Annotated in this window: 23 protein-coding genes; 7 read left to right on the top strand and 16 right to left on the bottom strand. The window is 65.3% G+C overall.

What is annotated here, in order from left to right; translation table 11 throughout:
* Positions 1-29 precede the first annotated feature (29 nt).
* On the top strand, positions 30-1,181 hold the full coding sequence (locus DBR47_RS10450; RefSeq protein ID WP_124449680.1) for a sensor domain-containing diguanylate cyclase: 1,152 nt from the start codon (positions 30-32) through the stop codon (positions 1,179-1,181).
* Between the two features lie 5 nt (positions 1,182-1,186).
* Here DBR47_RS10450 and DBR47_RS10445 read toward each other — a convergent pair whose 3' ends face one another.
* On the bottom strand, positions 1,187-2,089 hold the full coding sequence (locus tag DBR47_RS10445) for a DMT family transporter (protein WP_124449678.1): 903 nt from the start codon (positions 2,087-2,089) through the stop codon (positions 1,187-1,189).
* A gap of 130 nt (positions 2,090-2,219) precedes the next feature.
* On the opposite strand from DBR47_RS10445, the gene DBR47_RS10440 reads away from it, so the two are divergent.
* Both DBR47_RS10440 and ubiA read left to right on the top strand, forming a co-directional pair.
* Positions 2,220-3,137 (top strand): AraC family transcriptional regulator, encoded by a 918-nt coding sequence (locus DBR47_RS10440; protein ID WP_231512238.1) that lies wholly within the window; start codon positions 2,220-2,222, stop codon positions 3,135-3,137.
* A 31-nt stretch (positions 3,138-3,168) separates the two neighbouring features.
* Positions 3,169-4,089, top strand: a complete 921-nt coding sequence (gene ubiA / locus DBR47_RS10435; protein WP_124449676.1) for a 4-hydroxybenzoate octaprenyltransferase — start codon at positions 3,169-3,171, stop codon at positions 4,087-4,089.
* Between the two features lie 62 nt (positions 4,090-4,151).
* Here the strand turns inward: ubiA and DBR47_RS10430 are convergent, their stop codons facing one another.
* From DBR47_RS10430 to DBR47_RS10405, 6 genes are all read right to left on the bottom strand, one after another.
* The gene (locus DBR47_RS10430; protein WP_124449674.1) at positions 4,152-4,691 is read right to left on the bottom strand and encodes a hypothetical protein; all 540 of its coding nucleotides are present in this window, start codon (positions 4,689-4,691) and stop codon (positions 4,152-4,154) included.
* A 37-nt stretch (positions 4,692-4,728) separates the two neighbouring features.
* On the bottom strand, positions 4,729-5,307 hold the full coding sequence (locus DBR47_RS25480) for a chorismate lyase (RefSeq protein ID WP_124449672.1): 579 nt from the start codon (positions 5,305-5,307) through the stop codon (positions 4,729-4,731).
* A 12-nt stretch (positions 5,308-5,319) separates the two neighbouring features.
* Entirely contained in the window at positions 5,320-6,135 is an 816-nt protein-coding gene (proC, locus tag DBR47_RS10420) for a pyrroline-5-carboxylate reductase (protein ID WP_124449670.1), read from the bottom strand.
* A gap of 54 nt (positions 6,136-6,189) precedes the next feature.
* Positions 6,190-7,725 carry a carboxylesterase gene (locus DBR47_RS10415; protein WP_197046987.1) on the bottom strand — a complete coding sequence of 512 codons (1,536 nt, stop codon included), beginning with the start codon at positions 7,723-7,725 and terminating at the stop codon, positions 6,190-6,192.
* Between the two features lie 96 nt (positions 7,726-7,821).
* The gene (locus DBR47_RS10410) at positions 7,822-8,397 is read right to left on the bottom strand and encodes a YSC84-related protein (protein ID WP_124449666.1); all 576 of its coding nucleotides are present in this window, start codon (positions 8,395-8,397) and stop codon (positions 7,822-7,824) included.
* A gap of 250 nt (positions 8,398-8,647) precedes the next feature.
* On the bottom strand, positions 8,648-10,126 hold the full coding sequence (locus tag DBR47_RS10405; protein ID WP_124449664.1) for a PLP-dependent aminotransferase family protein: 1,479 nt from the start codon (positions 10,124-10,126) through the stop codon (positions 8,648-8,650).
* A 186-nt stretch (positions 10,127-10,312) separates the two neighbouring features.
* Between DBR47_RS10405 and DBR47_RS10400 the strand changes: the two genes are divergently transcribed.
* Positions 10,313-10,684 carry a hypothetical protein gene (locus DBR47_RS10400; RefSeq protein ID WP_124449662.1) on the top strand — a complete coding sequence of 124 codons (372 nt, stop codon included), beginning with the start codon at positions 10,313-10,315 and terminating at the stop codon, positions 10,682-10,684.
* Here DBR47_RS10400 and DBR47_RS10395 read toward each other — a convergent pair.
* Both DBR47_RS10395 and DBR47_RS10390 read right to left on the bottom strand, forming a co-directional pair.
* Positions 10,635-11,201 (bottom strand): hypothetical protein, encoded by a 567-nt coding sequence (locus DBR47_RS10395; RefSeq protein ID WP_124449660.1) that lies wholly within the window; start codon positions 11,199-11,201, stop codon positions 10,635-10,637. The genes DBR47_RS10400 and DBR47_RS10395 overlap by 50 nt on opposite strands.
* 134 nt (positions 11,202-11,335) lie before the next feature.
* Complete coding sequence (locus DBR47_RS10390; protein ID WP_124449658.1) at positions 11,336-14,947, bottom strand: L-glutamate gamma-semialdehyde dehydrogenase; 3,612 nt, start codon at positions 14,945-14,947, stop codon at positions 11,336-11,338.
* Between the two features lie 161 nt (positions 14,948-15,108).
* Here DBR47_RS10390 and DBR47_RS10385 point away from each other — a divergent pair, with 161 nt between their 5' ends.
* A complete protein-coding gene (locus tag DBR47_RS10385; RefSeq protein ID WP_124449656.1) occupies positions 15,109-15,588 on the top strand; it encodes an Lrp/AsnC ligand binding domain-containing protein in 480 nt (159 codons plus the stop codon).
* Positions 15,589-15,772: 184 nt separating this feature from the next.
* Here the strand turns inward: DBR47_RS10385 and DBR47_RS10380 are convergent, their stop codons facing one another.
* The 5 genes from DBR47_RS10380 to ppk2 form a co-directional block, all read right to left on the bottom strand.
* Positions 15,773-16,333 (bottom strand): hypothetical protein, encoded by a 561-nt coding sequence (locus DBR47_RS10380; RefSeq protein WP_124449654.1) that lies wholly within the window; start codon positions 16,331-16,333, stop codon positions 15,773-15,775.
* Positions 16,334-16,615: 282 nt separating this feature from the next.
* Positions 16,616-16,987, bottom strand: a complete 372-nt coding sequence (locus DBR47_RS10375) for a hypothetical protein (protein WP_124449652.1) — start codon at positions 16,985-16,987, stop codon at positions 16,616-16,618.
* 68 nt (positions 16,988-17,055) lie between these two features.
* Entirely contained in the window at positions 17,056-17,442 is a 387-nt protein-coding gene (locus tag DBR47_RS25475; protein ID WP_370454900.1) for a DUF6869 domain-containing protein, read from the bottom strand.
* Between the two features lie 504 nt (positions 17,443-17,946).
* The gene (locus DBR47_RS10370) at positions 17,947-18,678 is read right to left on the bottom strand and encodes a phosphatase PAP2 family protein (RefSeq protein WP_124449650.1); all 732 of its coding nucleotides are present in this window, start codon (positions 18,676-18,678) and stop codon (positions 17,947-17,949) included.
* A gap of 67 nt (positions 18,679-18,745) precedes the next feature.
* On the bottom strand, positions 18,746-19,630 hold the full coding sequence (ppk2, locus tag DBR47_RS10365; protein WP_124450074.1) for a polyphosphate kinase 2: 885 nt from the start codon (positions 19,628-19,630) through the stop codon (positions 18,746-18,748).
* Between the two features lie 283 nt (positions 19,631-19,913).
* On the opposite strand from ppk2, the gene DBR47_RS10360 reads away from it, so the two are divergent.
* Complete coding sequence (locus tag DBR47_RS10360; RefSeq protein WP_197046986.1) at positions 19,914-21,794, top strand: DUF885 domain-containing protein; 1,881 nt, start codon at positions 19,914-19,916, stop codon at positions 21,792-21,794.
* Positions 21,795-21,858: 64 nt separating this feature from the next.
* Here the strand turns inward: DBR47_RS10360 and DBR47_RS10355 are convergent, their stop codons facing one another.
* Positions 21,859-22,290, bottom strand: coding sequence for a BLUF domain-containing protein (locus DBR47_RS10355; protein WP_124449646.1), 432 nt, complete (start codon positions 22,288-22,290; stop codon positions 21,859-21,861).
* 189 nt (positions 22,291-22,479) lie between these two features.
* Between DBR47_RS10355 and DBR47_RS10350 the strand changes: the two genes are divergently transcribed.
* Entirely contained in the window at positions 22,480-23,388 is a 909-nt protein-coding gene (locus tag DBR47_RS10350; RefSeq protein ID WP_124449644.1) for an HDOD domain-containing protein, read from the top strand.
* On the opposite strand, the gene DBR47_RS10345 is transcribed toward DBR47_RS10350, so the two are convergent.
* Positions 23,368-25,713, bottom strand: a complete 2,346-nt coding sequence (locus tag DBR47_RS10345) for a GGDEF domain-containing phosphodiesterase (RefSeq protein ID WP_197046985.1) — start codon at positions 25,711-25,713, stop codon at positions 23,368-23,370. The two genes, DBR47_RS10350 and DBR47_RS10345, sit on opposite strands and share 21 nt — an antisense overlap.
* Positions 25,714-25,730: the final 17 nt, after the last annotated feature.

Here is a 25,730-nt window from a genome sequence, read left to right as displayed (position 1 = left end):
TCACCAGCAGCCCACGATTGCCGCCCCGGATGAATAGCAGCGAACTTCTGGCCGAAGAAAACCAAGTCCTCAAGCAGCAACTGCAGGGTTTGCTCCAAGAGGCCAGGCTCAACGAAGACAAGATGCGGCGCTTTGAGCGGCTAGAGCATCAGCTGATCGCTGCCCACTCCCTGCTCGACCTGGTGAGCCTGCTGCTGACGGCCTACAAGCAAGCCTTCGCCATCGACCATGTGGCCTTGGTGCTGCTCGACCCAGCCGGCGAGGTCGACCGCATGTTGCAGACCGAGACCGGCACCCTGGACGCCCTGCCCGGCTTGCGCCTCTACCCGGCCCATAGCGGCGCCAAGCTACTCGAAGCCGTCTACTGCGGCACCCGCAAACCCTTGCTGGGCGCCTTCGATGCCGCGCTGCATGCGCAGCTGTTCGCACCGGCGGCCAGCGCGGAGATCCGCTCCATGGCCTTGCTGCCCCTGGCCCGCCATGGCCAGCTGATCGGCGGCCTGCATTTCGGCAGCGTCGATGCGGCGCGTTATGAGGCCACGACCGGCACCCATTTGCTGGAGCGCCTGGCCAATATCGTGGCCGTCTGCCTGGAGAGCGCCTTCAACCAAGAACGCCTCAAGCGCGTGGGCCTCACCGACACCCTGACCGGCGTGCACAACCGCCGCTATTTCGAGCACCGCTGCCTGATCGAGATTGCCCAGGCGCGGCGCTATCGCCACCCCCTGGCCTGCTTGTTCCTCGATGTGGACAAGTTCAAGAGCATCAACGACCAGTTCGGCCATGCGACCGGCGACGAAGTCTTGCGCGGCATCGGCCATCTGATCCAGGGCCAGCTGCGTGCCGGTGACACGATTGCCCGCTACGGCGGCGAGGAGTTCGTCGTGCTGCTGCCGCAGACCTCGGCCGAGTTCGCCCGCGAGATTGCCGAGCGCATACGCGGCAGCGTGGCCCAGCAGCGCTTTGTCGCCGCCGCCCCCATGCTGGGCAGCGCCAGCAACGAGGCCCCGGCCGCACCCGCGGCGTTGAGCGTCACCGCTTCGCTGGGCCTGGCCATGCTGCCGGGTGACACCGCCGGTGTGGAGGCCTCGGCCGTGGCCGAACGCCTGGTGGCGGCGGCCGACCAGGCGCTTTACCAAGCCAAGGAGCTAGGCCGCAACCGCGTGATCGCCGCCCACTGAGTTCATCAAGCCGGCCGCAAAGCCGCCGCCGCTGGCGCATTGGGCCGCCGGAACACCAGCACATTGCCCGCCATCACCAGGCCCAAGCCAAGCATGCCGGGCAAAGTCCAGCGGTAGCCCTCCGCCCAGGCCGAGACATTCAAGGCCACGATGGGGAACAAGACGGTGCAGTACGCTGCCCGCTCCGGCCCCAGCCGCCCCACCAGGGTCAGATAGGCAGTAAAGCCGATCACCGAGCCCGGAATCGCCAGGTAAAGCAAGGCCCCGGTGTAAAGCCAGCCGCTGCTGTCGTAAGCCCAGGGCACGCCCGCCAACAAGCAGTAGACCAGCAAGACGACGGTGCCCACCAACATGCCCCAGGCATTGCTATGCACCGGCGCCCAGCCCTCGGCTTGCAAGGCCGCCGAGAGCAGATTGCCGCTGGAGAAACACAGGGTGCCCGCCAAGGCCCAGGTCAGGCCGATCAAGGTAGGCGCACCCGCGCCATGGCCGCTGATCTCGGGCCAAAACAGGCAGAGCAGACCCGTCAAACCCAGGGCGCCACCCCACATCACCTGGGGCGCGATGCGGCGGCCATGGATCAGCCGGGCCAGCAAGGCGTTCCAAAGCGTGGCGCTGGAAAACACCACGGCCACCAGGCCGCTGGCCAGGGTCTGGCTGGCATTGAGAAAGCAGACGAAGTTGAGGCAGAACAGGCACAGGCCCTGCCCGCCTATCCACAGGGCAACCCGGCCTCTGGGCAAGCGCAGGCGCTGCGTCCAAAGCGCCCAGGCAAACAAGATCAAGGCCGCCAGGCCAAAGCGGTAGGCGATGGACAAGGGGATGGGCACGGGGCCCAGCTGCCATTTCAGAGCGATCCAGGTCGTGCCCCAGATCAGCACCACCAGGCCGTACAGAAAGAGATTCATTGCGTAACTCCAGCGCCGCCCATGCGGCCTGGCCAAGCATGGCGGGCCGGGCCAAGGCGCGCTTGCACAATCCTGCGCTTTTGCAGCAGCTGCCCGCTACGGGCCCAGCACCCGGCGCTACCATCAGGCCGTGAACAGCCTGCCCCCCAGCCCCGAGGACGGCAGCACCCAAGTCTTTGCGGTGCTGAGCCAATCGCGCGCGCGGCTGGAGCGCAGCGCCGAGCTGGGCGATGCGCTGCGCCTGGCCCAGTGGCGCAACGAGGCCGACCAAACCAGCTACCGCCAGCCCGGCCATCACACGCTCTCGGTCTATCTGCAGGGCGGCCATGACACGCATCGCCGCGGCCACCCGCAAGACACCGGCGCGCCCGGGCGTTACTGCCTGCTGCCGGCCGAGCATGAGTCCGAGTGGCAGATCCGCGGCCCGCTGCGCTTTGTGCACCTCTATGTCTCCGACATCGCCTGGGCCGATCGGGTGGTGCGCCTGCTGGACGCCGAGCCCCGCGCCATCACGCTGGAAGAACGCATCTTTGGCGAGGACCCTCGCCTGAGCGACTGGGCGGCCCGCATCGCTGGCCTGGCCTGGCAAGACCAGGCCAGCGCGCGCCTGCATGCTCATCAACTCAGCCATGCCGCGCTGGACCATCTGGTGCTGCAAGCGGCCAGGCCACGCGCCGCCCAGGCCGCCCTGCGTACGCGCGGTGGCTTGAGCGGCCCCATGCGGCGCCGGGTGCTGGAGTTTGTGGAGCAACATCTGGCCGAAGGGCCAGAGCTGCTGGGCCTAAGCCACTTGGCCGCGCTGGTGAATCTGTCGGAGTTCCACTTCGCCCGCATGTTCCGGCTCAGCATGGGCTGCTCGGTCCACGCCTGGATCAGCCAACGCCGCTTGGCCCGGGCCGAAGCCCTGCTGCTGCAGCAAGGCCAGCTGCCTCTAGCGCAAATTGCGGCCGACTGCGGCTTTGCCAGCGCCAGCCATCTCAGCCATCGCTTCAAGGCCTTGCGCGGTGTCTCGCCGGCGCTGTTGCGCCGCCTCGCCACACCGGCTTGAGACGGGCGCGACCAGCGCGACAATGGCGGCCATGAGTTCCACCGCCTCTTCTTCCAGCGCCACCCCCACCCGCTTGCAGCTCTACCTCCAGCTGATCCGCTGGGATAGGCCGGCCGGCTGGCTGCTGCTTTTGTGGCCCACTTTGTCGGCTCTGTGGATTGCGGCCGATGGCTGGCCGGGCTGGCATTTGCTGACGGTCTTCACCCTGGGCACCGTGTTGATGCGCTCGGCCGGTTGCTGCGTCAACGACGTGGCCGACCGCGACTTCGACAAGCATGTCAAACGCACGGCCAATCGCCCCGTCACCAGCGGCGCGGTCTCGGTCAAAGAGGCCTTAGGCCTGGGCGCGCTGCTGGCCCTGGCCTCCTTCGGCCTGGTGCTGACGACCAATGCGCCGACGATTCTGCTGTCCTTCGCCGCGCTGGCGGTGACCCTGCTCTACCCCTATGCCAAGCGGGTGCTGAACATGCCGCAAGCGGTGCTGGGCGTGGCCTTCAGCTTCGGCATCCCCATGGCATTTGCGGCCGCGCTGGGCGGCAATGAATGGAGCCTCGCGGCCATCCAGGCGGCGGTGCCGCGCTCGGCCTGGGCCCTGCTGGTGGCCAATCTGTTCTGGGTGCTGGCCTATGACACCGAATACGCCATGGTCGACCGCGACGATGACATCCGCATCGGCATCAAGACCTCAGCGCTGACGCTGGGCCGCTTCGATGTGATCGGTGTGATGGCGTTCTACGCCATCTATCTGGGCAGCTGGGCCGCACTGGGCCTGCGCTTGGGCCTGGGATGGATTTTCTTAACGGGCGTGGCCGTGGCCGCCGCACAGGTGCTCTGGCACTACCGCTTGATCAAGGATCGCAGCCGCGAAGGATGTTTCAAAGCCTTCCGCGAAAACCACTGGCTGGGTTTCGCCGTCTTCGTGGGGACGGTGCTGGATCTGGCGATGCGTTGAACTTGCCGCACGCGGCAAAGATCGTCAACGCCGAGGCAAGCATGCCTCTTCTCCGCTTGCGCTTACTGCGAGCCCTTCAGCGCGGCCTTGAGGTTTTTCGCCTCCACCCGCTTGGCCTTGGTGGCGGCGCGCTGGTAAGCCTCTTCGGCCTGCTCACGCAACTCCACGGCCTTGGCCAGAGCGGCTTGGTACTTCTCCACCGTGTAGGTGTTTTCGGTACCGATGTAGACGCTGCGACCACGTGGCGAACCACCGAAACGCGGCAGAGACACGGCAAAGCTGCAATCACGTACCCGGCTGCTGGCGCGCTGACGCACGATAGGGCCGGAGATACCCACCGGCAGGCTGCTGCCCTTGTTGCCGCTGGGCCGACGTTGCAGGCGTGACGGCGCCGGCAACTTGGCAATTCGACTCAACAATTCCTTGGTGGCTGCCGCCAACGCCGCTGCTGCGCCGCTACCGTCCTGCGAATGATCAGAGAACAGTTTGGTGCCGCCGTAGCGAAGTTGCCAGCCATGGGTGGACTGATGATCGATACGTTGAATGCACTGCGGAACAGAAAATTGCTGACCGCTGAAAATGACAATATCTCGGGTTTTCATGAGATTCCTCAAACTGCTTGATGAACCTCCCTGTGGCTCACAGTTTAGAGCCGCACCCCGTCCTAACGCCTTGCCTACCCCCCCCTAGTTTGGGTGAGATGCCTGCCAAATCCGGCACGAAAAGCTCCATCACGCGTAAGTCCGCGCCGCCCCGACTGAATACCGAATTACGTGACCACAACATTTGTGCGGATGGCGGAGCGCCCGTTGCGTGCAACCACTGTTTTTGCATCTGCCGTCGAGTGTGGCCGTTACGGGAAAGTCGCCTGGGCTGCAGTTCGCTGCGCTTCACGCGCGGGTCGGCGTAGAGCAAATTGGCCAGCGGCTTGGCGCCCAAACCTTTCAGTGCGGCCCATGGCCCGGCCAGGGCTGTTGTGTGCAAAGACGAGCGGGCCCACACCAGCGGAGCCCCATCAACACGCAGAATAACTTCACGAACAAACGTACAGCCGCGGCGCGGCAGACCCAAGGCCTTGAGCTCCTGCGCGCGCAAAGGATGCGTGCCCTGGCGCAGAATTTGGACCTCGAAATGCTGACCCAGACGGGCCAGGCGACGGCTCAAAGAGCCCGGCGCGCGCAACCAGGCGCGCAAACTGTCTCGACTCGCAATACCCATATCGGATGAAATTCAGGCGCCGAATTCGTCGCCCAATTCGCGTGCGCGCCGCTGCGCGGCCAGCACCGCGCGACGCAGCGCAAGCGCCACTTGGTCGGCCTCCAGACTGCTGATCGCGGCCTGGGTTGTGCCCCCTTTAGAGGTGACACGGGCTCGCAACACGGCCGGGTCTTCCACCGACTGCAAGGCCAGTTCAGCGGCACCCGAGCAGGTCGCCAGGGCCAGCAGACGGCCTTGTTCGGCCGTCAAGCCCATTTCCACGGCGGCAGCCATCATGGCTTCGACCACATAAAAGAAGTAGGCCGGGCCGGAACCCGAGACGGCGGTCACCGCGTCCAGATCGGCTTCCTTGCTCACCCACAGGCTGCGCCCGGTGGGTGCCAACACCTCTTCCACCCACTGCTTGTCTGACTCGGTCACGGCGGCGCGGCCGAACAAGCCGGTGATGCCCTGGCCTATCAAGGCTGGCGTGTTGGGCATGCTGCGCACCACCCGCTCGGTGCCGCTGAGGCGGGCGATCGCATCGCTGCGAATGCCGGCCATCACCGAAAGCTGCAAAGCTTGCGCAACCCAGGGCGCACAGGGTTCGGCCGCATCCGCAAAGAACTGCGGTTTGACGGCCCAGACCAGCAGCCCCGCCTCGCTGAGCGCCGCCTCGGGGCGGGCGAACACGCGCACGCCGAAGTCATGGCTGAGGCGCGCCCGCGCCTCGTCAAAAGGCTCGACGACCAGGATTTGCTGCGGCGCGCGGCCGGCCCGGATCAGGCCGCCGATGATGGCGCTGGCCATATTGCCGCCGCCGATGAATGCAATGCTTGTGTGGCTCATGGGTTTGGGGAGGGAGACGCTGCACTTCAGTGTAAGCCGAGGCCACTGGCGGGCTCAGCGTGGCTGGGCAGCGGCCAGATCCTGGGCCACGGTGGCGGCCACGTCGGCCTGGATCCAGGCCCAGAAAGGATTGCTGCGCAAGCGGTTCAGCGAACCCAGCTCAATGCTGACCGCGCCGCTTTCCCCGCGCAAAAACCAGGAGCCGATGCTGGGGATGCCATGACGCCCGCTGCCGGGCTCGAAGCCGTAAGCCGGATCGTCCGGCGGCAACAGCAAGGCCAGATGACCCAGAGAGGCCAGCGAGGGCGGCCAGGCCAGACCGGACTTGGGGGCGGCCAGCCATTCGGGCTCGCTGGCGGCCGGCGCCCAGCGTTGCGCCTGCACCTCGGCCGCCTGGCTGGCGCCATTGCTGATGATGTCCAGCGTAAAGCCTCGCGGGCCGGCCAGGGCGCGGTCCAGCAAAGCCTGGGACTCGGGCCGCAAAATGCTGCGCAGATAGGCTTGGCGATTGACGTCAAACATCACCAGGCGATGCTGGGGCTGGGCCAAGCGGGCGTAGAGCTGGTCCAACACGCCCTCGGCACCCACGGTCGCGTCCACCACCGACTGCCAGCTCAGCACCGGCGGCATCTGCGCCAGGCGACCCGCCTGCTCTGCCGCGGCCAGCTCGCGCTGCAAGGCCTGGGTGGCGCGATTGACTTCGCGGGCGGCGTTGAAGGGGAAGGAGTTGAATTTATAAGGGTCGTACTCGGCCACCAGTTCTTGCCAGCGCACTTTTTGCAAGGCCGGCAGCGGCAGGGCACTCAGCACATCCACCACCTCGGCCAGATCGGCCACCGGCGGCAGGCTGATGGCGGGCGCGGCCAGGAGCACGCGGCTGGGGCGGCGCAGGGCCGGGTCCTTGAGAGTCTCCAGGCTGTAAAGCAGGGCCAGGGCGCCGCCGGTGGAGAAGCCGCCAATATAGAAAGGCTGCTGCGGCCCGGCCCGGCCGGCCACATCGCGAGCGGCGATGCGCACGGCGGCCTGCCAGTCGGCCAGGCGCATGTCCAGCATCATGGAGGGCAAGGTGCCATGGCCGGGCAGGCGCAAGACCGTCACCGCCAGACCCTGGGCGCGCAGGGTTTCGGCCAGGGCCTTCATCACATAGGGCGAGTCCGTCAGGCCGTGGATCAGCAAGGCCTGGCCCTTGGGCTTGGGCGGGCTCAGACGGAAAGTACGGTTGAACGGTGCGCCGTCCACCAGGCGCATCAGCTGACTCTTGGGGTTGAAGCGGCTGTCGACCCAGGCGGCGTCCAGGTCCCGGCCCTTTTTGCCGGTGCGCTCGCTTCGCCATTCGGCCTGCTTGGCGGCCAATTCCTCAAACAAAAGCGCTTCGCGCTTGAGATAGCCGTCGAAGTCCAGCTCCGCATGGCGGCTTGCTGTGAACTCCTGCTGCAGCCTCTCGGTATGCCAGGGCTGCAGCGGCGGTAGGGCGGTGACGGCATACAAGGTGTAGCCCGCCAACAGCGTCAAACAGAGCAGCAAGAGCCAAAAAACCAGGCGCGCCAGCGAGCCCGTCAAGCGGCGCAACAGCGTCGTCAGCAAGGTCATGTCCAAGCCATATTCAAGAGGAGGCGGACATTGTGCGGGACGCGCCCCACCCAGGGGCGCGTCTTGCCGAACTAAACGATCAAGTCAGGCAGCGAATCAGAATTCGATCTTTGTGATCTTGCTGCCGTTGATCGTGGCCGCTGCCATCAAGCCGCCATTGGTCAGGGCAAAAGCGTTCACCGCGTTGTCGACGCTGGTGGTGTCGATGGTGCCGTTGGCGCCGACCTTGACCAGGGCCACCGAGGCGTCGGCACCGGCCGTCCAGCCCTTGCTCTTGCGGAACTCGTCGATCGAGTTCTGCGTCATGAACATCAGCACCAGGGCCTTGGATTGAGCACCGGCCTGGAAGCCGAAAGACACGCTGGTGGTCTTGTAATAGTCCACCGTGCGGCCACCCACGCGCAAAGCGCCTTCGCCGTACTCGCCGCCCACGCCCAGGCCAGCGGCGTAAACCTTGGGAAACACCAGAATGGCGCGGGCCTTGCTGGCCAGCTCTTGCGAGCCCTTGACGCTGCTGTACAGCGTGGCCAGGGTCGCGTCCGTGCCCTTTTCGATCTCAGCTTTTTGCTCGGCCGGGCTGGCACTCGCGCCCTTATTGGTCGTGCAACCGGACATCAGACCCAGGGTCAGACCCAGGGCGAGGGGGGCAAGCATCAGATTTCTGCGCAGCATGGTTGGCTCCAATTCTTCTTGAAAGTGAGGGAATAGGGACGACCTTGACGATACCGCGAAAACCCTAGCCGTTGTGAAGGGAAGTAAGCCGGCGGCGCGGGGGCGCAACCCAGGTGAAAGAGTCGTTAGCTCGGGCCGCAGCGAGCAGATGCTGAGCGCATGCTGGGCGTAGGCGCGTCCATGCCCACATCCTGTCACTCCGATTCGGGACTTTGCCTTGAAAACGGCGGCGTGGCGCCCAAGCCACTTGTTACAAATAGAGAGATTTCGGCTGTAGCAATCGCCCCAGACACAGCACCGCCTCGCGCACCGGCTCGTCAAAAGGCAGGCCGCAGTTGATGCGCAGGAAGCGGTCGTAGCGCATGGAGTTGGAGAACATGGCGCCGGGCGCCAGCCGTATGCCTTGGGCCAGGGCCGCCTCGAACAAGGCCTCGGAGGAACATCCTTCGGGCAGCTCCACCCAGAGATTCAAGCCGCCGCTGGGCACACTCATGCGCGACTCGCGTGGCAGGTGGCGGGCCAGGGCTTCGGCCATCTGTTCGCGCTGCTGGGCCAGGCGTGCCCGCATGCCGCGCAGATGGCGGGCCATATGGCCGGCGTTGAAAAAGTCCGCCACCGCCAGCTGGGCCATGGCCTCGTTGGGGCGGGACTGGCTGTACTTGAGCATCTCCAGGCGCTGCTGCCAGCGCCCGCCCGTCATCCAGCCCAGGCGCATGCCTGGGGCCAAGACCTTGTGCAGGGAGCTGCACAGAATCACCTGCCCGCTGCGATCAAAAGACTTGATGGGCCGCAGCGTGCCGGGGCCCTCGTAGAGCGCGGTATAGGTGTCGTCCTCGATCAAGGCCAGGTCCTGGGTCTCGCACCAGGTCAGCAAGGCCTGCTTGGCCGCATCGGGCATGACGGCGCCCAGGGGGTTCTGCAGATTGGGGATCACCGCCACCGCCTTCAGCCCCGGCGTGCGTGCGGCCGCCTCCTGCAGGGCGGGCAAGGAGATGCCGGTATGCGGGCTGGTCGGAATCTCCAGCGCCTGCAGGGACAGGCTTTCCAGAATCTGCAGCAGGCCGTAATAAGTCGGTGACTCCACCGCCACCACGTCGCCCGGTTGGGTGACGGCGCGCAGGGCCAGGGTCAGGGACTCGGTGCAACCATGGGTGATGACGATCTCGTCTGCCCGCAGATTGAGCTGATGCTCCAGGGCCTGGCGGGCCAGGGCCGAGCGCAGCGCCGGCTCACCGCCGGGCGGGGGCGGGGTGACCAGACGAATCGCGTGCTGGCGCAAGACCCGCTGGCTGGACTGGCGCAGGCGCTCCAGCGGATAAAGCTCGGGCGCGGCCTGGGCGCCGGAGAGATTGACCCGCACCTGGGCCCGCAAGGCACGCTCCAGCACCGACGAGACTTTCTGATGCACGCCCACATAGCGCGCCGCGTCCACCGGCGCCGCCGCGGCCGGCTCATGCGCCGGAGCGAGTCGCGGCGCTTGGCTTGGCGGCGCCCGGCCCGCCTCGGCAACGAAGTAGCCGGCCCGGGCACGGGCCTCCAGCAAACCCTGACTCTCCAGCCAGCGGCAGGCCTGCAAGGCGGTGGACATGCTGACCTGATGCAAATCCATCAAGCCCCGCACCGAGGGCATGCGCGCGCCCGGCGGCAGCGTGCCCTGCCGGATGGCCTGGCGGTAATGCGTGGCCAGGCGAACGTAAAGCCGGCTGTCCTCGGTGGTGAGCGTCGTCATTCCCAGGATTGTCGGCGCAGCGGCCCGCAGCCTAGCGATACAGATCGCCGCTCTGCATTGCGATACAGAAGCAAAAAGAGCCCTGTTCCGCTGCAATCGCCTGGCTTCTGTGCCTGTGCACCCGAGCCAGGCCTGGCGACAGTGGATCCCAGCCCATGACTCATGCCTGCGAGGCCCAGACCCATCATGAATGCCCAGAACGCCTCCCTCCTCCAGCTGCCACGCGGCGGCCAGCGCCTGCTGCAACTACCGGCCGGCAGCCGGCTACAGCTGCACAGCGGCAGCCTCGTGCTCTGCCAAGCCCTCAGCGGCTTGCTGCCCGGCCTGAGCTTGGCCGACAGCCTCTGGCAGGCTCAGTGCAAGCTGCGACCTGGTCAGGTCTGGCAAGCGCCCGAGACGCTTTGGCTGCGCTTGGACACACCCGCCGAGGCATGCCAGCTCTGCCTGTTGCAGGCTGAGGCTCCGGCCGGCCTGTGGGCCCACGCCCGAGCCTGGCTCCGGGCTGGGCTCAAAAGCCCAGGCTCAGTCCCACGGCAAAGTAATTGGCAGCGCCATTGACCTGCAGCGCCAGCTCTTTGCTGAGGCTGAAGCGAGCCGTGGCAAACAGGGTGGAGTGACGCGACAAACGCGCCCCCGCCCCCAAGCTCATGCCGGACTTGAAACTCCAGTCGGCCGAGGCCATGGCCGCATAGTCGTCGGTCCAGTCGGCGCAGTAGTTGCTGCGCGGCTGGGCGCTTGAGCTGTTCTGGCAGGACTCCGAGCCGGCGGCGTTCGCGCCGCTCACGGCTTGCAGACTGCCGAATGCCGAGTCGCGGTCATGCAGGATGCCGCTGAGCGGAATCAGATTGAAACCCAGCTGGTCGCTTTTGAAGCGATAGCCCAGCTGCCACTCCAAGCCCTTGATATTGAACCACTGGCCATAGCCCAGGCTGGCCACCCAGTCGCCGGCCTGGGCGCTTGGGCTTAGCAAGCCGCCGACCGCCACCAAGGGCAGCAAGAAGCGGGTAGCAAAGGTGTTTGAACGGGGGCGGGAGCTGCTTCGCAGGCTGCGAGCGCCGGCAATGAAACAAGGCATAGACGGAAGAGGGAAAAAGAAAGGCGGCACCGCTCAAGGTGCCGCCTGATTTAAAAGTTAGCTTCGCGGCATTCTGCCCCAAGCAAACACGCTCTTGCGCTTGCCTGGGGCGGCCTAGGCCTGCCCTCTAGCCCTCAGTGCATGCCCGCCAGCAAGGCCGCGTTGCCGCCCGCCGCCGCCGTGTTGATGGTCAGGGTTTGCTCGGCGCTGAAGCGGTATTGCTGGCTGGCCTGGGCCACTTCCGCCGCGGTAATCAGGGGGCGGATGGCGCCCTTGTCGGCCGCCATCTGGCGCCACAGGGCGCGCTCGGTGGCCAGGTCTTGCGCGGCCAGCACCACACCGGCCAAGCGGGCATCGGCCAGCAGGCCCGCCAAAGCCTCGCGGCCGCCTTGTTCGATCTGCAACAGAGCAGCGGGCAGGCCGGCTTGGCGCAGGCGCTGTTGCAGGGTCTGCACCAGGGTCAAGGCCGGGCCTTGGGCCAGCACGGCCAGGCTGTTGCCAGAGGCCAGAGCAGCGACCAAGGCCAGGGCCAGGGCTTCCTCGCTGGCACCTTGGGCCAACAGGGCCAGCACGCCACGACCATGCAGGCGCAGCTCATTGCTCTCGCCCGTGGGGCCGGGCAGGCTTTGATCGCTGAGCCGTAGCTGGCTCACGCTCAGGCGGGCCGAGAGCGCGGCCGAGCTGGCATGGCCGTCAAAGGCACGGCGCAGCAGGGCCACCCGCTCGGACACGGCCGTGTCGCTCCATACCTGCTGGGCGGCCGCCAAGGCGGGCAGATCGAAGCTGGCGGCAGGTGCCGGGCTGGCCGGGGCGCTGAGGCCGGCCACGCCAAAGGCCGCCGCGGCATCGGGCAAGGCGCAGAAGCGGTGCAGATAGTTGGGGCCGCCGGCCTTGGGACCGGTGCCCGACATGCCTTCGCCACCAAAGGGCTGGACGCCGACGACGGCGCCGATCACATTGCGGTTGACGTAGACATTGCCGATGCGGGCCTTGTCGGCTAGGCGCAGGGCGCGGCTGTCGATGCGGGTCTGGATGCCCAGCGTCAGGCCATAGCCCAGCGCATTGATCTGCTCCAGCACCGCGTCCACATCGCCACCCCAGCGCACCACGTGCAGCACCGGGCCGAAGATTTCCTGGCGCAGCGCGTCGATGCGCGGAATCTCAAAGGCCACCGGCTGCACCAGGCGAGGCATGGGGTCATGCACCTTGGACTCGGCGATCAGCTTGGCCTCGCGCTTGAGGCGAGCCACGTTCTGCTGAATATTGTCGTAAGCCTCCTCGTCGATGACCGGGCCCACATCGGTGGCCAACTCATCAGGCTGGCCCACCCACAGCTCTTGCAGGGCGCCGCGCAGCATCTCGATCACGCCGTCGGCAATGCTTTCATGCACGCAGAGCAGGCGCAGGGCCGAGCAGCGCTGGCCGGCCGAGCGGAAGGCCGACTGCACGACGGCATCCACCACCTGCTCGGGCAGGGCGGTAGAGTCCACCACCATGGCGTTCAGGCCGCCGGTCTCGGCGATCAGGGGCACGACGGGGCCTTCCTTGGCGGCCAGAGTGCGGTTGATGATTTGCGCCACCTGGGTGGAGCCGGTGAAGCAGACACCGGCCGTGCGGGCATCGGCCACCAGGCCGGCACCGACGGTCTCACCGGCACCATGCAGCAGCACCAGCGCATCACGCGGCAGGCCGGCTTCGATCAACAAGTCGACAAAGCGCTGGGCCACAAAAGGCGTTTGCTCGGCCGGCTTGGCCGCCACGGTATTGCCCGCCACCAGGGCCGCCACCACCTGGCCGGCAAAGATGGCCAGAGGGAAGTTCCAGGGGCTGATGCAAACAAACACGCCGCGGCCTTGCATGCGCGGGGCGTCGCTCTCGGCTTGGTCGGCGTAGTAACGCAGGAAATCCACCGCCTCGCGCACCTCGGCCACACAGTCGCCCTGGGTCTTGAAGGCTTCCTTCACCAGCAGGGCGCAGAACTCGGGCAGGCGGGCATCCAGGGCATCGGCGGCGCGGCGCAGGATGGCGGCGCGCTCGGCCACCGGCTGGGTGTTCCAGCGGGCAAAGCCGGCTTGCAGCTTGGCCATGGCGGCCTCCACCGCCTCGGCATTGGCCTCGGCGACGCTGCCCACGCTCACCTCGTCCAAGGCCTGCAGCAGGGGCTGGCGTTGGGCGATATCGGTCAGATCGGCGCCGGTCGAATTGCGGCGGCCAAAGCCCAGACGGTCCAGATACAGATTCGGCGGCAGCGGCAAGGCGCCTTGGGCCTGCACCTGCTCCAGCGGCGAGCCCAGCAGCTCGGGCACCTGCACATTCACATCGGCCAGCTGGTGGACGAAGGAGGAGTTGGCGCCGTTCTCCAGCAGGCGGCGCACCAGATAAGCCAGCAGATCGCGATGCTCACCCACCGGGGCGTAGACGCGGCAGGGGATGGTGCCTTCCTTCAAAACCTCGCGGTAGACGCCCTCGCCCATGCCGTGCAGGCGCTGCATCTCGAACTTGGCACCGGCCTTGCGGGCCATCTGCACGATGGCGGCGATGGTGCCGGCGTTGTGGCTGGCGAACTGCGGGTAGATCACATCGGCATGGCCGATCAAGGCCTGGGCGCAGGCCAGATAAGACACATCGGTGTGCTGCTTGTGGGTGAACACCGGGTAAGCGGCCAGGCCCAGTTCTTGGGCGCGCTTGATTTCGCCGTCCCAGTACGCGCCCTTGACCAGGCGCACCATAAAGCGCAGGCCGTGCTTTTTGGCGATGGCGGCGACCTCATGAATCACCTGCAAGGCACGCGTTTGGTAGGCCTGCACGGCTAGGCCGAAGCCGCGCCACTGCGGGTAGCTGCCCTTGATGCGGGCAGCCAGGGCGTCCAGCACATCGAGCGAGAGCTCCAGGCGGTCCACCTCCTCGGCGTCTATGGTCAGATTGATATTGGCGCTGGCGGCCAGCTCGATCAACTGCCACACCCGCGGCAACAGCTCGGCGAACACGCGCTCGCGCTGCAAGACTTCATAGCGCGAGAACAGCGCGCTGAGCTTGATGGAGATGCCGTCCGCGCCTTCCGGCGAATCGGCCTTGGCATTGGCGGCGATGGCCTTGATGGCACCCACGTAAGCGGCTTGGTAGCGCTCGGCGTCATGCTCGGTGCGGGCGCCCTCGCCCAGCATGTCGTAGGAGAAGCGCAGCATGGGCTGAACCTTGCGGGCATCCGCCGCCTCGCTCATGGCCTCCTGGATATTGCGGCCCAGCACAAACTGGCGGCCCAGCAACTGGATGGCGCGCACGGTGGCGGCCACCACGGTCTGCGCGCCCAGGCGGGTCATCAAGCCGCCCTGGCCTTCGGCATCGGGCAAGAACTTCTTGGACAAGGAGATGGCCGAGGCCGACAGGCTGGCCAGCATCTTGTGCGGGCCGTCCGAGGCGCCGTCAAACTGGCCACGGCCCAGTTGATCGGCCGTCAGCGCGATGGCGGTGGGCGCATCCGGCACGCGCAGCAAGGCTTCGGCCAGACGCATCAGGGCCAGGCCTTCCGAGCTGGTGATGGGGTATTCGCGCAGCAAGGACTCCATAGCCCAGAAGGGCGCAGGGTTGGCGCGCACCTGCTGCACCCAGGGGCCGGCCAGGGCGATGACGGCGGGCCAATCCAGGCGCTCGCCCAGGGATTGCACCAGGGCATTCACGACAGCCTGCTCATCGCGGTAGGGGCTGGGCAGGCGGGCGGCTTCGGGCAAAAGGGCGAATGTGCTCATGATGGGCGGCAGTCTGGTGGGGCGGTTAGGAGGGTGCTGTGCGCTTGGCGGACGGTTTTTGGCCGTTGCAAACCACGCTTTCTAGCGAGTGGCGGAACTGTAGAAGTCTTTGCCATGAATTAAATTCGCAACATCTGACAATTGATGGTGGAAAATTCGGCATGGCCGCCGATTCGACATCAACAACCCTGGACAAGATCGATGCCCGCATCCTGCGCGTGCTGCAGGCCGACGGCCGCATCTCCAATCTCAAGCTGGCCGAGGCGGTGCACCTCTCACCCACGGCGGTGCTGGAGCGCGTCAAGCGCCTGACCCGCGAGGGCTTCATCCTCGGCTACGAGGCCAGGCTCAACCCCGAGAAACTGGGTGCGGCCATGCTGGTCTTCATCGAGATCCTGCTGGACCGCACGGTACAAGACGTGATGGACAACTTCAAGGCCGCCGTCCAAGCCCGCCCCGAAATCCTGGAATGCCATCTGGTGGCGGGCGGTTTTGACTACCTGCTCAAAACCCGTGTCTCCGATATGAGCGCCTACCGCGAATTCATCGGCAGCGTGATCTGGACCCTGCCCGGCGTACGGGAGACGCGGACGTATGCGGTGATGGAGGAGGTGAAGAGTACGAATGCTTTGCCGTTTTGAGGGATGGCTTGGCAGGCGGGTTTCGACCCGATAGGGACATGCGCTGCGCGCAATCTCACATCCCAGAAGCGGTCGGTCAACGAAATAGCTGAAACGCGATCAGCGGCCGGGTGCCAGTCAGAAGGCCGAGAATGAAATAGGGACCTGAAGAAACCAGTCGTTGCGGGTCGGCGTGACCTCAAGGTTAGGCCTCATCTTTACGCATGCCATGATTGGAAAGGCGTTCAGAGCGCCACTCCCAATAGTCCGAGAAGAGATGATTCGCGGCGATGATTCTCTCTATGAGATTCTCTAGGGAGTCAACAGAGAACTGCCGGTACTCTTGGAGCAAGCCCTCCTTGGATCCTTTCAGACGCACGAACGTGTACCCCTCCTCGTCCGTACTGCTCCAATCCGCATGAACGACAAGGTTTCTCAGTCTCGCGATCTCGCCAAGTTCTTGAACTAGAAGATCGAATGAGTCGGGCTTGCTCTCAAAGGTCAAGTGAAACTCATCAGCGAATCGCTTGAATAGATCCAGTTTGGCGCTGTACATAAGCTTTTGAATCACGATGAGGCCAAAAGTGTCACTCCGATCAGAAATAGTCTCGCAAATGAACGAGTCAAGTGACTTCTCTACGGCGTTGAAGTACATGACGACCAGGCCAACGAGCGGCAGCGACTCATCCAGGTAGGACTCCGCGACGTCCTCATCCTCGATCTCATGCGACAAATGCTGAACGAATTTCTTGGTTCTTGTTTTCATGGCGTTACCGTAGACATCGTGAATGTCTAATGTTCACGTTCGGCGGATGACGAATCCATCCGCTGCAGCAAAGGGATATTTGTTGGCGCAAAAGACTGGGACGCCCTTCGGGATTCAGGCTAAACCACGGCCAGGTGCTTTGTTGGATGTTCCAGAACTGTTTTGAGGGAAAGTTTGACGGGCAAATTTCGACTCTGACCTGCCATCGCGTCGAGAAGTTGCTAGCCAGGAAGTAGACGGTCGCCGAGAGAATTCAGGCAGGCCCCGTCCATCCTCATCCGATCAAGCCCACCAGCAGTAAATTGGATTGCCCACCACGCCGTACGCCGCAAGGCTGTCCACATCATTCCCCCAAAAGCAGTAGTACTCGTCTTCCTCTGCCTCATAGACCAGCCAATAGCCGACCTGTCCGTTCACGGCGCTACTGGCGAGCAAATGCCCAGTAATGATTGAACCTATGGAACGGTGAGAAAAGCCAGGTTCAACAACTACAGCAGACACGAGTCGATCTGCCGTCGCGTTCTCTCGAATGCTCCGGCGCAACTCTTCAAAATACGCCTCAGGATCTCGACCATGAGGCACTATGACCGGGGGCTCGCTGGCCATTGCTTGCTCTAGTCGTGCCCAGTAGGGATTGGTCTCGGTGTAGTTCATAGGTCTCAGCCTACTTCATGGCAACCCCGACCTGCCGGCCGCTCCTGGCTGACGATTGTCTCTGGCGGTCATTCAGGAATTCCATCCCAGCCTCGACGATCCCAGACTTGCTGGACCCGGGCCCATATTTCGTCGGTCATCTGGCATTGCCAAACAACCCCAAGCGTCCAGGCAAAAACAGGATCCTGCCGCGCCAGTTGCTCTACACGCTCGATGAACATATCCCCATGTATCCCGAGCAGGTCTTCTATCGGGCCTGCGGCCAATAAGCCAAGAAACGGTTGAGCTCGAGGGTCGCTGCCAGTCGCGAGAATGCACCGCCACGCATGCTCAGGATGCTTTCGGACAATCCAATCAAACTCGTCGAACCCGATGAGTTCACCATTCTCTTTTCCCTTGTTCTCCGGGGCGCCTTGCCAGCATGCCCACCAGCCTACCCGAAAGGCACCGACCAAAACTGAATGTTTAGGGCCACCAACTGCCGCCCCATGACAACGATCTAATGCTGACGAAGAGCACTAGCCCACCAAGACATGATGTCGACATTCTGAATTAGTTGACCTCAAAGCACTTGAATACAGCCCAGCGAGGATTTCCATCGAAACGTGCGCTCAGACCGGGCCCATCTCCCGCTCACCCGAATGGGGGAGACCGTGCCACGCGAGCGCCCCTATCCCCCCAGCGCCTCCCCCCTCACCCCTCCCCCCGTGTGATGGGAAAGGCGATCGGCGTCGCCGAATATTTGCTGCATAGCCCCGGCGATATCGCAATCGCCACAGCCCAAGCCCTACGGAGCCCACCATGCAGTTTCAAGCTCAAGCCGCCGCCCACGCCAGCGTCCCTGCCAGTCTGATCCAGAACCTCTTGCAGAAGGTCGGAGCGGCCGCGATGGCCGCAGTCAGCTCCGGGCCTGACGCGGCGGCTGAGGAAGCTCGCTGCTGCGGCTGGTTTGACTCGAGCTACGAGCTTTCAGCCGGATTGGAAGTGATCGAAGAGAACAGCGGCCTTTGCTTCGCCGATTGAGACGGGCTGCTGGGCAATGCAGCGGGTGAGCGAGGAGGATGCCGATGCGCGTCCCACCGGTGAAAGGGCAGACTGCGGCCCGACAGCTGCAAAGACAGGCGCGTCACCCAATCGTGGCTTTTGGATGGCGGCGCATGAAAGGGCAGCAGCATCAGCGAAGCCAGCACGGCGGTGGGCAGCCAGGTCGGCGGGTTCAGGCGCAGGGCGGGCGCTTGGCGCAGGCTCATCAGGCTGGCGGCGCTGCCGATGAAGAAGCCAAACAAAGACTCTGAGGGCGAGTGCGCGCCAACTTCCAGGCGGGAGTAGGCGATCAAGGCGGCCAGGGCAAAGGCCAGGCCCACGGCCCATTTCTGCATCCATTCGCTCCGGCCTCGGCTCAAGACCCAGGCCAGGCCGGGCAGGCTGGCGGCGGCAAACATGGCGTGACCGGAGATGCCGGTGAAGTCCCAGGCCTCCACCCCCCAACCCCAGCCTATGAAGGCCAGCTTGCTCGCCGTCGTGAGGCCGGCGGCGGCACAAAGCCAAAACAGCCAGCGCCGGGCAAACACCCGCTCGCCCGCCCGCCACCACAGCCACAGGGCCGCTAGCAAGACCAGGGGCAGCAGGATCTGGGCTTCGCCCAGACGGGTCAGGCTGAACCAGGGGGCCGCAAAAATTCGCTCGATCATGCGGCCATGCTAATCGCAGGGCATGTCAAAGCCGCTCCGCCCCCCTCCCACGCGTAACAAGGCGTGATCAGTAAAGCTCGGGCACCACCATCTGCTGCGGCACCGGCTGGCGTTCATAGTCCTCATGCCGCTCGCGCGAGGGCAGGACCACCGGGGGATGTGGGATCTCGTGATACGGCATCTGGGCCAAGAGATGGGCCATGCAGTTCAGGCGCGCTTTTTTCTTGTCGTCGGCCTGCACCACCCACCAAGGCGCTTCATGGATGTGGGTGCGCTCCATCATCACCTCCTTGGCCTTGGTGTAGTCCTCCCAGCGGCGGCGGGACTCCAGGTCCATGGGGCTGAGCTTCCACTGCTTGAGCGGGTCATGGATGCGGCCCAGAAAGCGGGTGTGCTGCTCTTCGTCGGAGATGGAAAACCAGTACTTGATCACCTGGATGCCGGCACGCACCAGCATTTTTTCGAACTCGGGCACCGAGCGGAAGAATTCTTCGTACTCCTCGTCCGAGCAAAAACCCATCACCCGCTCGACCCCGGCGCGGTTGTACCAGCTGCGGTCGAACAACACGATCTCGCCCCCCGCCGGCAGATGCGAGATATAGCGCTGGAAGTACCACTGGGTGCGCTCGCGGTCGTTCGGCGCCGGCAGGGCTGCCACCCGGCAGACGCGCGGGTTCAGGCGCTGGGTGATGCGCTTGATCACCCCGCCCTTGCCGGCGGCATCGCGACCTTCAAAGATGATGACGGCCTTGTGCTTGGTGGCCATCACCCAGTCCTGCAGCTTGACCAGCTCGCCCTGCAGTCGGAACAGCTCCTTGAAATAGTCGCGCCGCTGCGAGCGCTGCTCGGTCGTGAAACAGCCTTGGTCGGCATCGAAGGCGCGGTCGTCGATCTCCATCTCCAGCTCTTCGTCATAGCTATCGATCAGATCGGCCTGCATGCGCTGCATCATGGCGGCATGGTCTGCGGCGGCTTGTGCCGCAGCGGCGCCGACGTCGGCGGCCGGGGCAGCGGGCAACAGGTTTTGTTCGTCTTTGCTCATGGGGGCGAATGCGTTGGAGGGGCAGAAAGCCAGCCTGCCACAGGCCCATGACAAATTCGTGAATCAAACTTTCGCCTGCCCCGCAGCCACAGGCGCAGAATGGCGGCCGCAAGTGCGGCGAGCCGGCCACAGGGCCGGCTGCTGCGGCCCTCTCGCCCCTTCACCCTCAAAAGCGCGATCGACGCCTCGTCCCATGAAACAACGACACAGCCCGCTCTCGAAATTCCGTCTGAATCTGGCGGCTGCGGCCTGCCTGGCCCTGGCTACCACCCTGCCCTTGCCCGCCGCTGCCGCCCTGCCACCGCCGAGCGCACAGGAGCAGGCGCAAGCCCAGGTACAGCAGCTGTTCGATGCCGAGGTCGATGCTTTTCTGAAGGCCTACTGGCAGCTGGTGCCCGACGCCGCCGCAGCCGCCGGCCAGTACGAAGCCGCTGCCCGCCTGCCCGCCCCCAGCGAGGCGGCACGCCAGGCGCAGATCCGCTTTTGCGAAAGCTGGCTGAAGCGCCTGGCCCAGCTGCCCAAAAAGGCGGCACTCAATGCCTCCCAGACGGGCGATCTGGCCCTGCTGGACAACCATCTGCAAGGCTGGCTGTGGGCGCTGAAGAGTTTGCGCAGCGATGTCTGGGACCCGACGGGCTACAACGTCTCGGGTGGTTTTAGCGATCTGCTCAACAAGGGCGACTACACGCCCCAGCAAAGACTGCTGTGGGTGGAGCAGCGCCTGCGCCAGGTGCCGGCCTATTACCGCGCCGCCCTGCAAAACATCAAGAACCCCAGCCCGCCGCTGCTGCAGATGGCCATCTCGCAGAACCAGGGCGGCCTGGATTTCTTCACCCAGGACATCCCCGCCCTGCTCAAAACCGCCGCCGCCGATGCGGCGACGACTCAGCGCGTGCTGCGCCAGCGCGATCTGGCCCTGCAGTCCATGCAGGGCTTCATCAAGGCCTTGCAGAAAATTGATGCCCGCCAAACGGCCGAGGGCAGCGGCCGCTCCTTCCGCATCGGCCGCGAGGCCTTCCACGAGAAGTTCCGCTACGAGATCCAGGCCGAGGTGGATGCGCCCACGCTTTACCAGCGCGCCTTGGACCAAAAAGCCGCCCTGCATCAGCGCATGAGCGAGCTGGCCGATGGCCTGTGGCCCCAGCTCTTCCCCGGTGAGGCGCCCCCGGCCGCCCGCCTGGACAAGATCGCCCGCGTGATCGACAAGCTGTCCGAGCGCCATGTCTCGGCCGAGGGCTATATCGACGAAATCCGCGCCCAGCTACCCGCCCTGGCCGACTGGGTCACGAAACATGATCTGCTGACCTTGGACCCGAGCCGCCCCCTACAGGTGCGCGAAACCCCCGCCTATATGCGCGGCCTGGCCGGTGCCTCCATCAGCGCGCCCGGCCCGCTGGATCCGCAAGGCGTGACCTATTACAACGTCGACCCGCTGGATCTCAGCAAGCCTGAGAAAACCGAGTCCTATCTGCGCGAGTACAACCATTGGGTGCTGCAGATTTTGAGCATCCACGAGGCCATCCCTGGCCACTATGTGCAGCTGCTGTACTCCAATAAATCGCCCTCCAAGGTCAAAGCCTTGTTCGGCAACGGGGCCATGGTGGAAGGCTGGGCCGTCTACTCCGAACGCATGATGATGGAGAGCGGCTGGGGCAATGTAGACGGCAAGCCCAGCCCCGAGATGGGATTGATGTACGCAAAGTGGAATCTGCGCGTGGTCTGCAACGCCATCCTGGACTACAGCGTCCATGTGCTGGGCATGAGCGAGAAGGAAGCCCTGCACTTGCTGGAAAAAGAAGCCTTCCAGTCACACACCGAGGCGACCGAGAAATGGCATCGCGCCCAGGTCAGCTCGGTGCAGCTGAGCAGTTATTTCGCCGGCTTCTCGGAGATCCTGGCCCTGCGCGATCAGCTCAAAGCCAGCCAAGGCTTGGGCTTCAATCTGAAGGCCTTCCACGAGGAATTCCTCAGCCATGGCAGCGCGCCGGTGGCCATGGTCAGCCAGCTGATGAAGGCCCAGGCCGCCAGCAAACGCGGCCTGCCGCAGACGCCCAAGCCTGAGCAGGCGCGTTAAAAAAGCAAGGGGATGGGCCGCTGCGGCCACTTCGCAGCCGATGCTTCTTCTGCCGCACAGACTCCTAGCCCCACTGCTTGCGGGCGCTGCGCCAGAAGTCGCGCAAGAGGATCAGACCGGGGCTGTCATCGGCCCGGTCGGCCTTGTCCCGTACCTGGCGCCAATTGGCCTGGGACAAGTTCTGCATCTCCTCCTGGCTGGAATGCAAAAAGTCCATGTCCCAGCCCTCAAAGCTGCGCGCGGCAATCGGCTCCAGCAGCAGCTCGGTCAGGCCACGATGCGCCGGGTTGACCTTGATGCGGCCATAGGTTTCCATCACGGCGCTGCGGGGCCCCTCCAGGCATTGCATGAAATTGCCCTCGTCGTAGAGCAGCACGCCGGTCAAGCCATTGACGTGATTGCGAGCCATGGCTTTCTTGAGCATGGCTTGCAATTCCTGATCCGTCATCAAGCGGGTGGCGGTGCTGACATAGACCAAGGTGCACAGATCGGACATGAGGGGCTCAACTCCAGGGCGGGGGCAAGCTGCGAATGGCTTGCGACTCACAAGCGGCCATGCTACTGGGCGGGCCTGCCGCGGGCAAGCAGGCCTTCCCGGGCCGCTGCGGCGCCCGTCTACAGTTTCCGGCCCTGCATCCGATAAAACAGACGCAGGGCCTGGGTCGCGTCAGGCCAGAGATCCGGCATGGACGACACCCCCACCCTCTTCACCCCTGTCTTTCTGGAGACCCCCAAGAACAGCTTGCTGGGCTGGGTGGAGTTTTTCCGTCGTGTCGAAATCCCCGTCCAGGGCCAAACGGCCCAAGGCCTGAACGAGATGGCGCAGGACGAAGACAGCGTGGACATGAATGATCTGGCCGCCCTGATCAATGCCGACCCGCTGATGATTCTGCGCCTGCTGCGCCAGGCCGGCAGCTTGGGTAGCAAGAGCCGCAACACCGCCGACCCCAAGACCGTGGACTCGCTGGAGACCCTGATCCTGATGGGCACCGGCCCCTTCTTCCGCGCCTCGGTCGGCCTGCCGCAAACGCAGGACTGGCTGGCGACTCGACCCGAGGCCCTGGCCGGCCTGGAGCGGGTGTTGGAGCTGGGCCAGCGCGCCGCCAGCTTTGCCCATGGCTTCGCCGCCCAGCTGGACGACCCGAAAGCCCCGCTGATCCACGAAGCCACCCTGCTCCATCATTTTGTCGAGATGCTGATGTGGCTGCATGCGCCCACCCTGGCCGCACGCATCGACGCCTTGCAGGCCGCCACACCGGGTCTGCGCACCCGGCAGGCCTGCCGCTCGGTACTGGGCATCGATGTGCTGGAGCTGCGCCTGGCCCTGATCAAGGCCTGGCGCCTGCCCGATGTGCTGGCCCAGCTGACCGACGATGACCACGCCCATCGCGCCCAGGTGCGCTGCGTGATGCTGGGCCTGCGCCTGGCCCGCCACACCCGGGAGGGCTGGAACCACCCCGGCCTGGAGCAGGATGTGCAAGACATTGCCGAGCTGCTGCATCTGGGCCTGGAGCCCACCCTGCGCCTGCTGCCCAAGCTGGAGCTGGGCGCGGCTGCCGTGCCCGCCTTCAGCTCAGAGGGCGGCCAGCAGTAGGTCGCCTTCCACCAGCGCGCGCGCTGGCGTCTGCTGCGCAGACTGTGGCAAGGTCAGGGCAAAGTCCAGCGCCGGCACGGGTCGGCCGTAGTACCAGCCCTGGGCCCAGTCGCAACCCTCGCGGCGCAACCAAGCGGCTTGCTCGGCGGTTTCCACGCCCTCGGCCAGCACATCCAGATTCAGACTGCGCGCCAGCACGATGACGGTGCGGGCAATGGCGGCCACATTGGCGTCACTGCCCAGCTCGCTGACGAAGCTGCGGTCGATCTTGAGCGTCTGCACCGGCATGCGGCGCAGATAGGACAGGGAGGAATAGCCGGTGCCAAAGTCGTCGATGGCCACCCGCACGCCACGCTGATTGAGGGCGCCCAGCAGCTGGATGGCGGCTTCGGCATCCTCCAGCAGCAGGCTCTCGGTCACCTCCAGCTCCAAGGCCTTGGCCGGGCAGCCAGTGGCGGCCAGGATGGCCTCCACCATCACGACAAAGTCCGGCTGGCGCAGCTGGCGGGCCGAGACATTGACGGCCACCTGCTGCGGCTTGCCGGCCACGCCCTGCCAGCGCGCCGCTTGGGCGCAGGCGGTTTCCAACACCCAGCGTCCGATGGGCACGATCAGACCGGTCTCCTCGGCCAGGGGGATGAACTCCATAGGCGAGACCGGGCCACGGGTGGGGTGGCGCCAGCGCAGCAAGGCCTCGGCACCGATCAGCGCACCATCGGTCAAACGGACCTGCGGCTGGTACTCCAGGCGGAACTGCGCCACCTCACAGGCGTGGCGCAAGGCATGGGTCAGCTCGAAGCGCTTTTGCACGGCCAGGGTCAGCTCGGGCCGGTAGGCCTGCACCGTGTTGCGGGCATGGGCCTTGGCCCGGCACATGGCCGCCTCGGCATTGCGCAGCAGCTCGTCCACCGTCACGCCATCGGCCGGGAACAGGGCCAGGCCTATGCTGGCGCCCAGATTGAAATGGCGGCTGGGCTCGCCCTCGCTGACGACGATGGGCTCGTGCATGGCATCGATCAGGCGCTCGCCCAGGCGCATGGCGGTCTCCTCATCCACCAGGCCGGACAAGACGATGACGAATTCATCCGCCCCCACCCGCGCCACCGAGTCGCTTAAGCGCACCACATTCAAGAAGCGCGCGGCGGCCTCTTTCAGCACCGCGTCACCCGCCGCATGGCCGGCCACATCGTTGACCTCGCGGAAGCCGTCCAAATCGATGTAAAGCACGGCCACGCTGCTGCGCTCGCGCTCGGCAATGCCGATCTGGCGCTCGATGCGGTCACGCAGCAGGGCCAGATTGGGCAGGCCGGTCAGGCGGTCATGCAGCTCCTGGTGCAGCAGCTCGGCCTCGGTGGCCTTGATGCGCGAGATATCGGTCAGCACCGAGAGGTAATGCGCCTCGCCCCCCGCCTCGGCCGGCGGCACGCAGACGATGGTGGCCCACAGGGGCACGGCGACGCCGGCCTTGTTGCGCTCCAGCAGTTCGCCGCTCCACTTGCCCTTGGCAGCCACCTCGGCCCACAGCTCCTTGAGGATCTCGGGGTTTTGCTCACCGATTTGCAGATAGTGGGGCATGGTGCCCAGCAGCTCTTCGCAGCTATAGCCGGTGATGGCACACAGGGCCGGGTTGACGTCGCGGATCAGCAGATCGGCATCCAGCACCATGATGCCCTCGCCGCAATGCTCGAACACGGTGACGGCGCGGTGCAGCTGGGTCATGGCCTCGCGCAAGGCCGTCACATCGCGGGCCACGCCCACCGAGCCCATATTCTGGCCATCGGCAAACACCGGTGCCTGCACCACGTCCAGGCAGACGCGCTGCCCATCCGGCCGGGTCGACCAGGCCAGGGTGCGCTGCATGCCGCCCACGGCCGGGCTGCTGTGATTGAGGGCCAGGCTCCAGTCCGGGCTCTGGCTCAGCTGCTGATCGCTGAAACCCAGCAGCTGCGACTCGGCCAGGCCGGTGCAAGTAACGAAGGCGGGGTTGCAGCCTTCGTAAGCCCCTTGCTGATCCTTGAAATAGACCGGGTCGGGAATCGCATTGAGCAGGGCGCTGAGCTTGCTACGCTCACGCCGCACGGCCTGCAGTTCCCGGCGGCGCAGGCGCAAACGCAGGCGCAACATATAAAGCAGACCCAGGGCCAGGGCCATGGCGACCACGCCCAGCAGGCTGAAGGCTAGCCACCAGAAGCTGGGGTCATGAAGAAAGGACAGGTCCACACCCAGCAGCACCGGCGAGGCCGCCCAGACCGGCGTGGCCAAGCTCGCAGCCGCCACAGCAGCCACCTGGCTCAACACGGGTCTGAAGACGCGGCTGGCGCTCACGCCCCTCCCTGTCGACC

The organism is Paucibacter sp. KBW04 (assembly GCF_003852425.1).
In the GTDB taxonomy this organism is placed as follows: domain Bacteria; phylum Pseudomonadota; class Gammaproteobacteria; order Burkholderiales; family Burkholderiaceae_C; genus Paucibacter_A.
Note: the sequence above shows the minus strand (reverse complement) of the source record. Positions and strands in the feature narration are given on the sequence as shown.

Coding starts and splice junctions, on each gene's coding strand:
- DBR47_RS10450 (WP_124449680.1), top strand. CDS start 30: ATGAATAGCAGCGAACTTCTGGCCGAAGAAAACCAAGTCCTCAAGCAG.
- DBR47_RS10445 (WP_124449678.1), bottom strand. CDS start 2,089: ATGAATCTCTTTCTGTACGGCCTGGTGGTGCTGATCTGGGGCACGACC.
- ubiA (WP_124449676.1), top strand. CDS start 3,169: ATGAGTTCCACCGCCTCTTCTTCCAGCGCCACCCCCACCCGCTTGCAG.
- DBR47_RS10430 (WP_124449674.1), bottom strand. CDS start 4,691: ATGAAAACCCGAGATATTGTCATTTTCAGCGGTCAGCAATTTTCTGTT.
- DBR47_RS25480 (WP_124449672.1), bottom strand. CDS start 5,307: ATGGGTATTGCGAGTCGAGACAGTTTGCGCGCCTGGTTGCGCGCGCCG.
- proC (WP_124449670.1), bottom strand. CDS start 6,135: ATGAGCCACACAAGCATTGCATTCATCGGCGGCGGCAATATGGCCAGC.
- DBR47_RS10415 (WP_197046987.1), bottom strand. CDS start 7,725: ATGACCTTGCTGACGACGCTGTTGCGCCGCTTGACGGGCTCGCTGGCG.
- DBR47_RS10410 (WP_124449666.1), bottom strand. CDS start 8,397: ATGCTGCGCAGAAATCTGATGCTTGCCCCCCTCGCCCTGGGTCTGACC.
- DBR47_RS10405 (WP_124449664.1), bottom strand. CDS start 10,126: ATGACGACGCTCACCACCGAGGACAGCCGGCTTTACGTTCGCCTGGCC.
- DBR47_RS10400 (WP_124449662.1), top strand. CDS start 10,313: ATGAATGCCCAGAACGCCTCCCTCCTCCAGCTGCCACGCGGCGGCCAG.
- DBR47_RS10395 (WP_124449660.1), bottom strand. CDS start 11,201: ATGCCTTGTTTCATTGCCGGCGCTCGCAGCCTGCGAAGCAGCTCCCGC.
- DBR47_RS10390 (WP_124449658.1), bottom strand. CDS start 14,947: ATGAGCACATTCGCCCTTTTGCCCGAAGCCGCCCGCCTGCCCAGCCCC.
- DBR47_RS10385 (WP_124449656.1), top strand. CDS start 15,109: ATGGCCGCCGATTCGACATCAACAACCCTGGACAAGATCGATGCCCGC.
- DBR47_RS10380 (WP_124449654.1), bottom strand. CDS start 16,333: ATGAAAACAAGAACCAAGAAATTCGTTCAGCATTTGTCGCATGAGATC.
- DBR47_RS10375 (WP_124449652.1), bottom strand. CDS start 16,987: ATGAACTACACCGAGACCAATCCCTACTGGGCACGACTAGAGCAAGCA.
- DBR47_RS10370 (WP_124449650.1), bottom strand. CDS start 18,678: ATGATCGAGCGAATTTTTGCGGCCCCCTGGTTCAGCCTGACCCGTCTG.
- ppk2 (WP_124450074.1), bottom strand. CDS start 19,630: ATGATGCAGCGCATGCAGGCCGATCTGATCGATAGCTATGACGAAGAG.
- DBR47_RS10360 (WP_197046986.1), top strand. CDS start 19,914: ATGAAACAACGACACAGCCCGCTCTCGAAATTCCGTCTGAATCTGGCG.
- DBR47_RS10355 (WP_124449646.1), bottom strand. CDS start 22,290: ATGTCCGATCTGTGCACCTTGGTCTATGTCAGCACCGCCACCCGCTTG.
- DBR47_RS10350 (WP_124449644.1), top strand. CDS start 22,480: ATGGACGACACCCCCACCCTCTTCACCCCTGTCTTTCTGGAGACCCCC.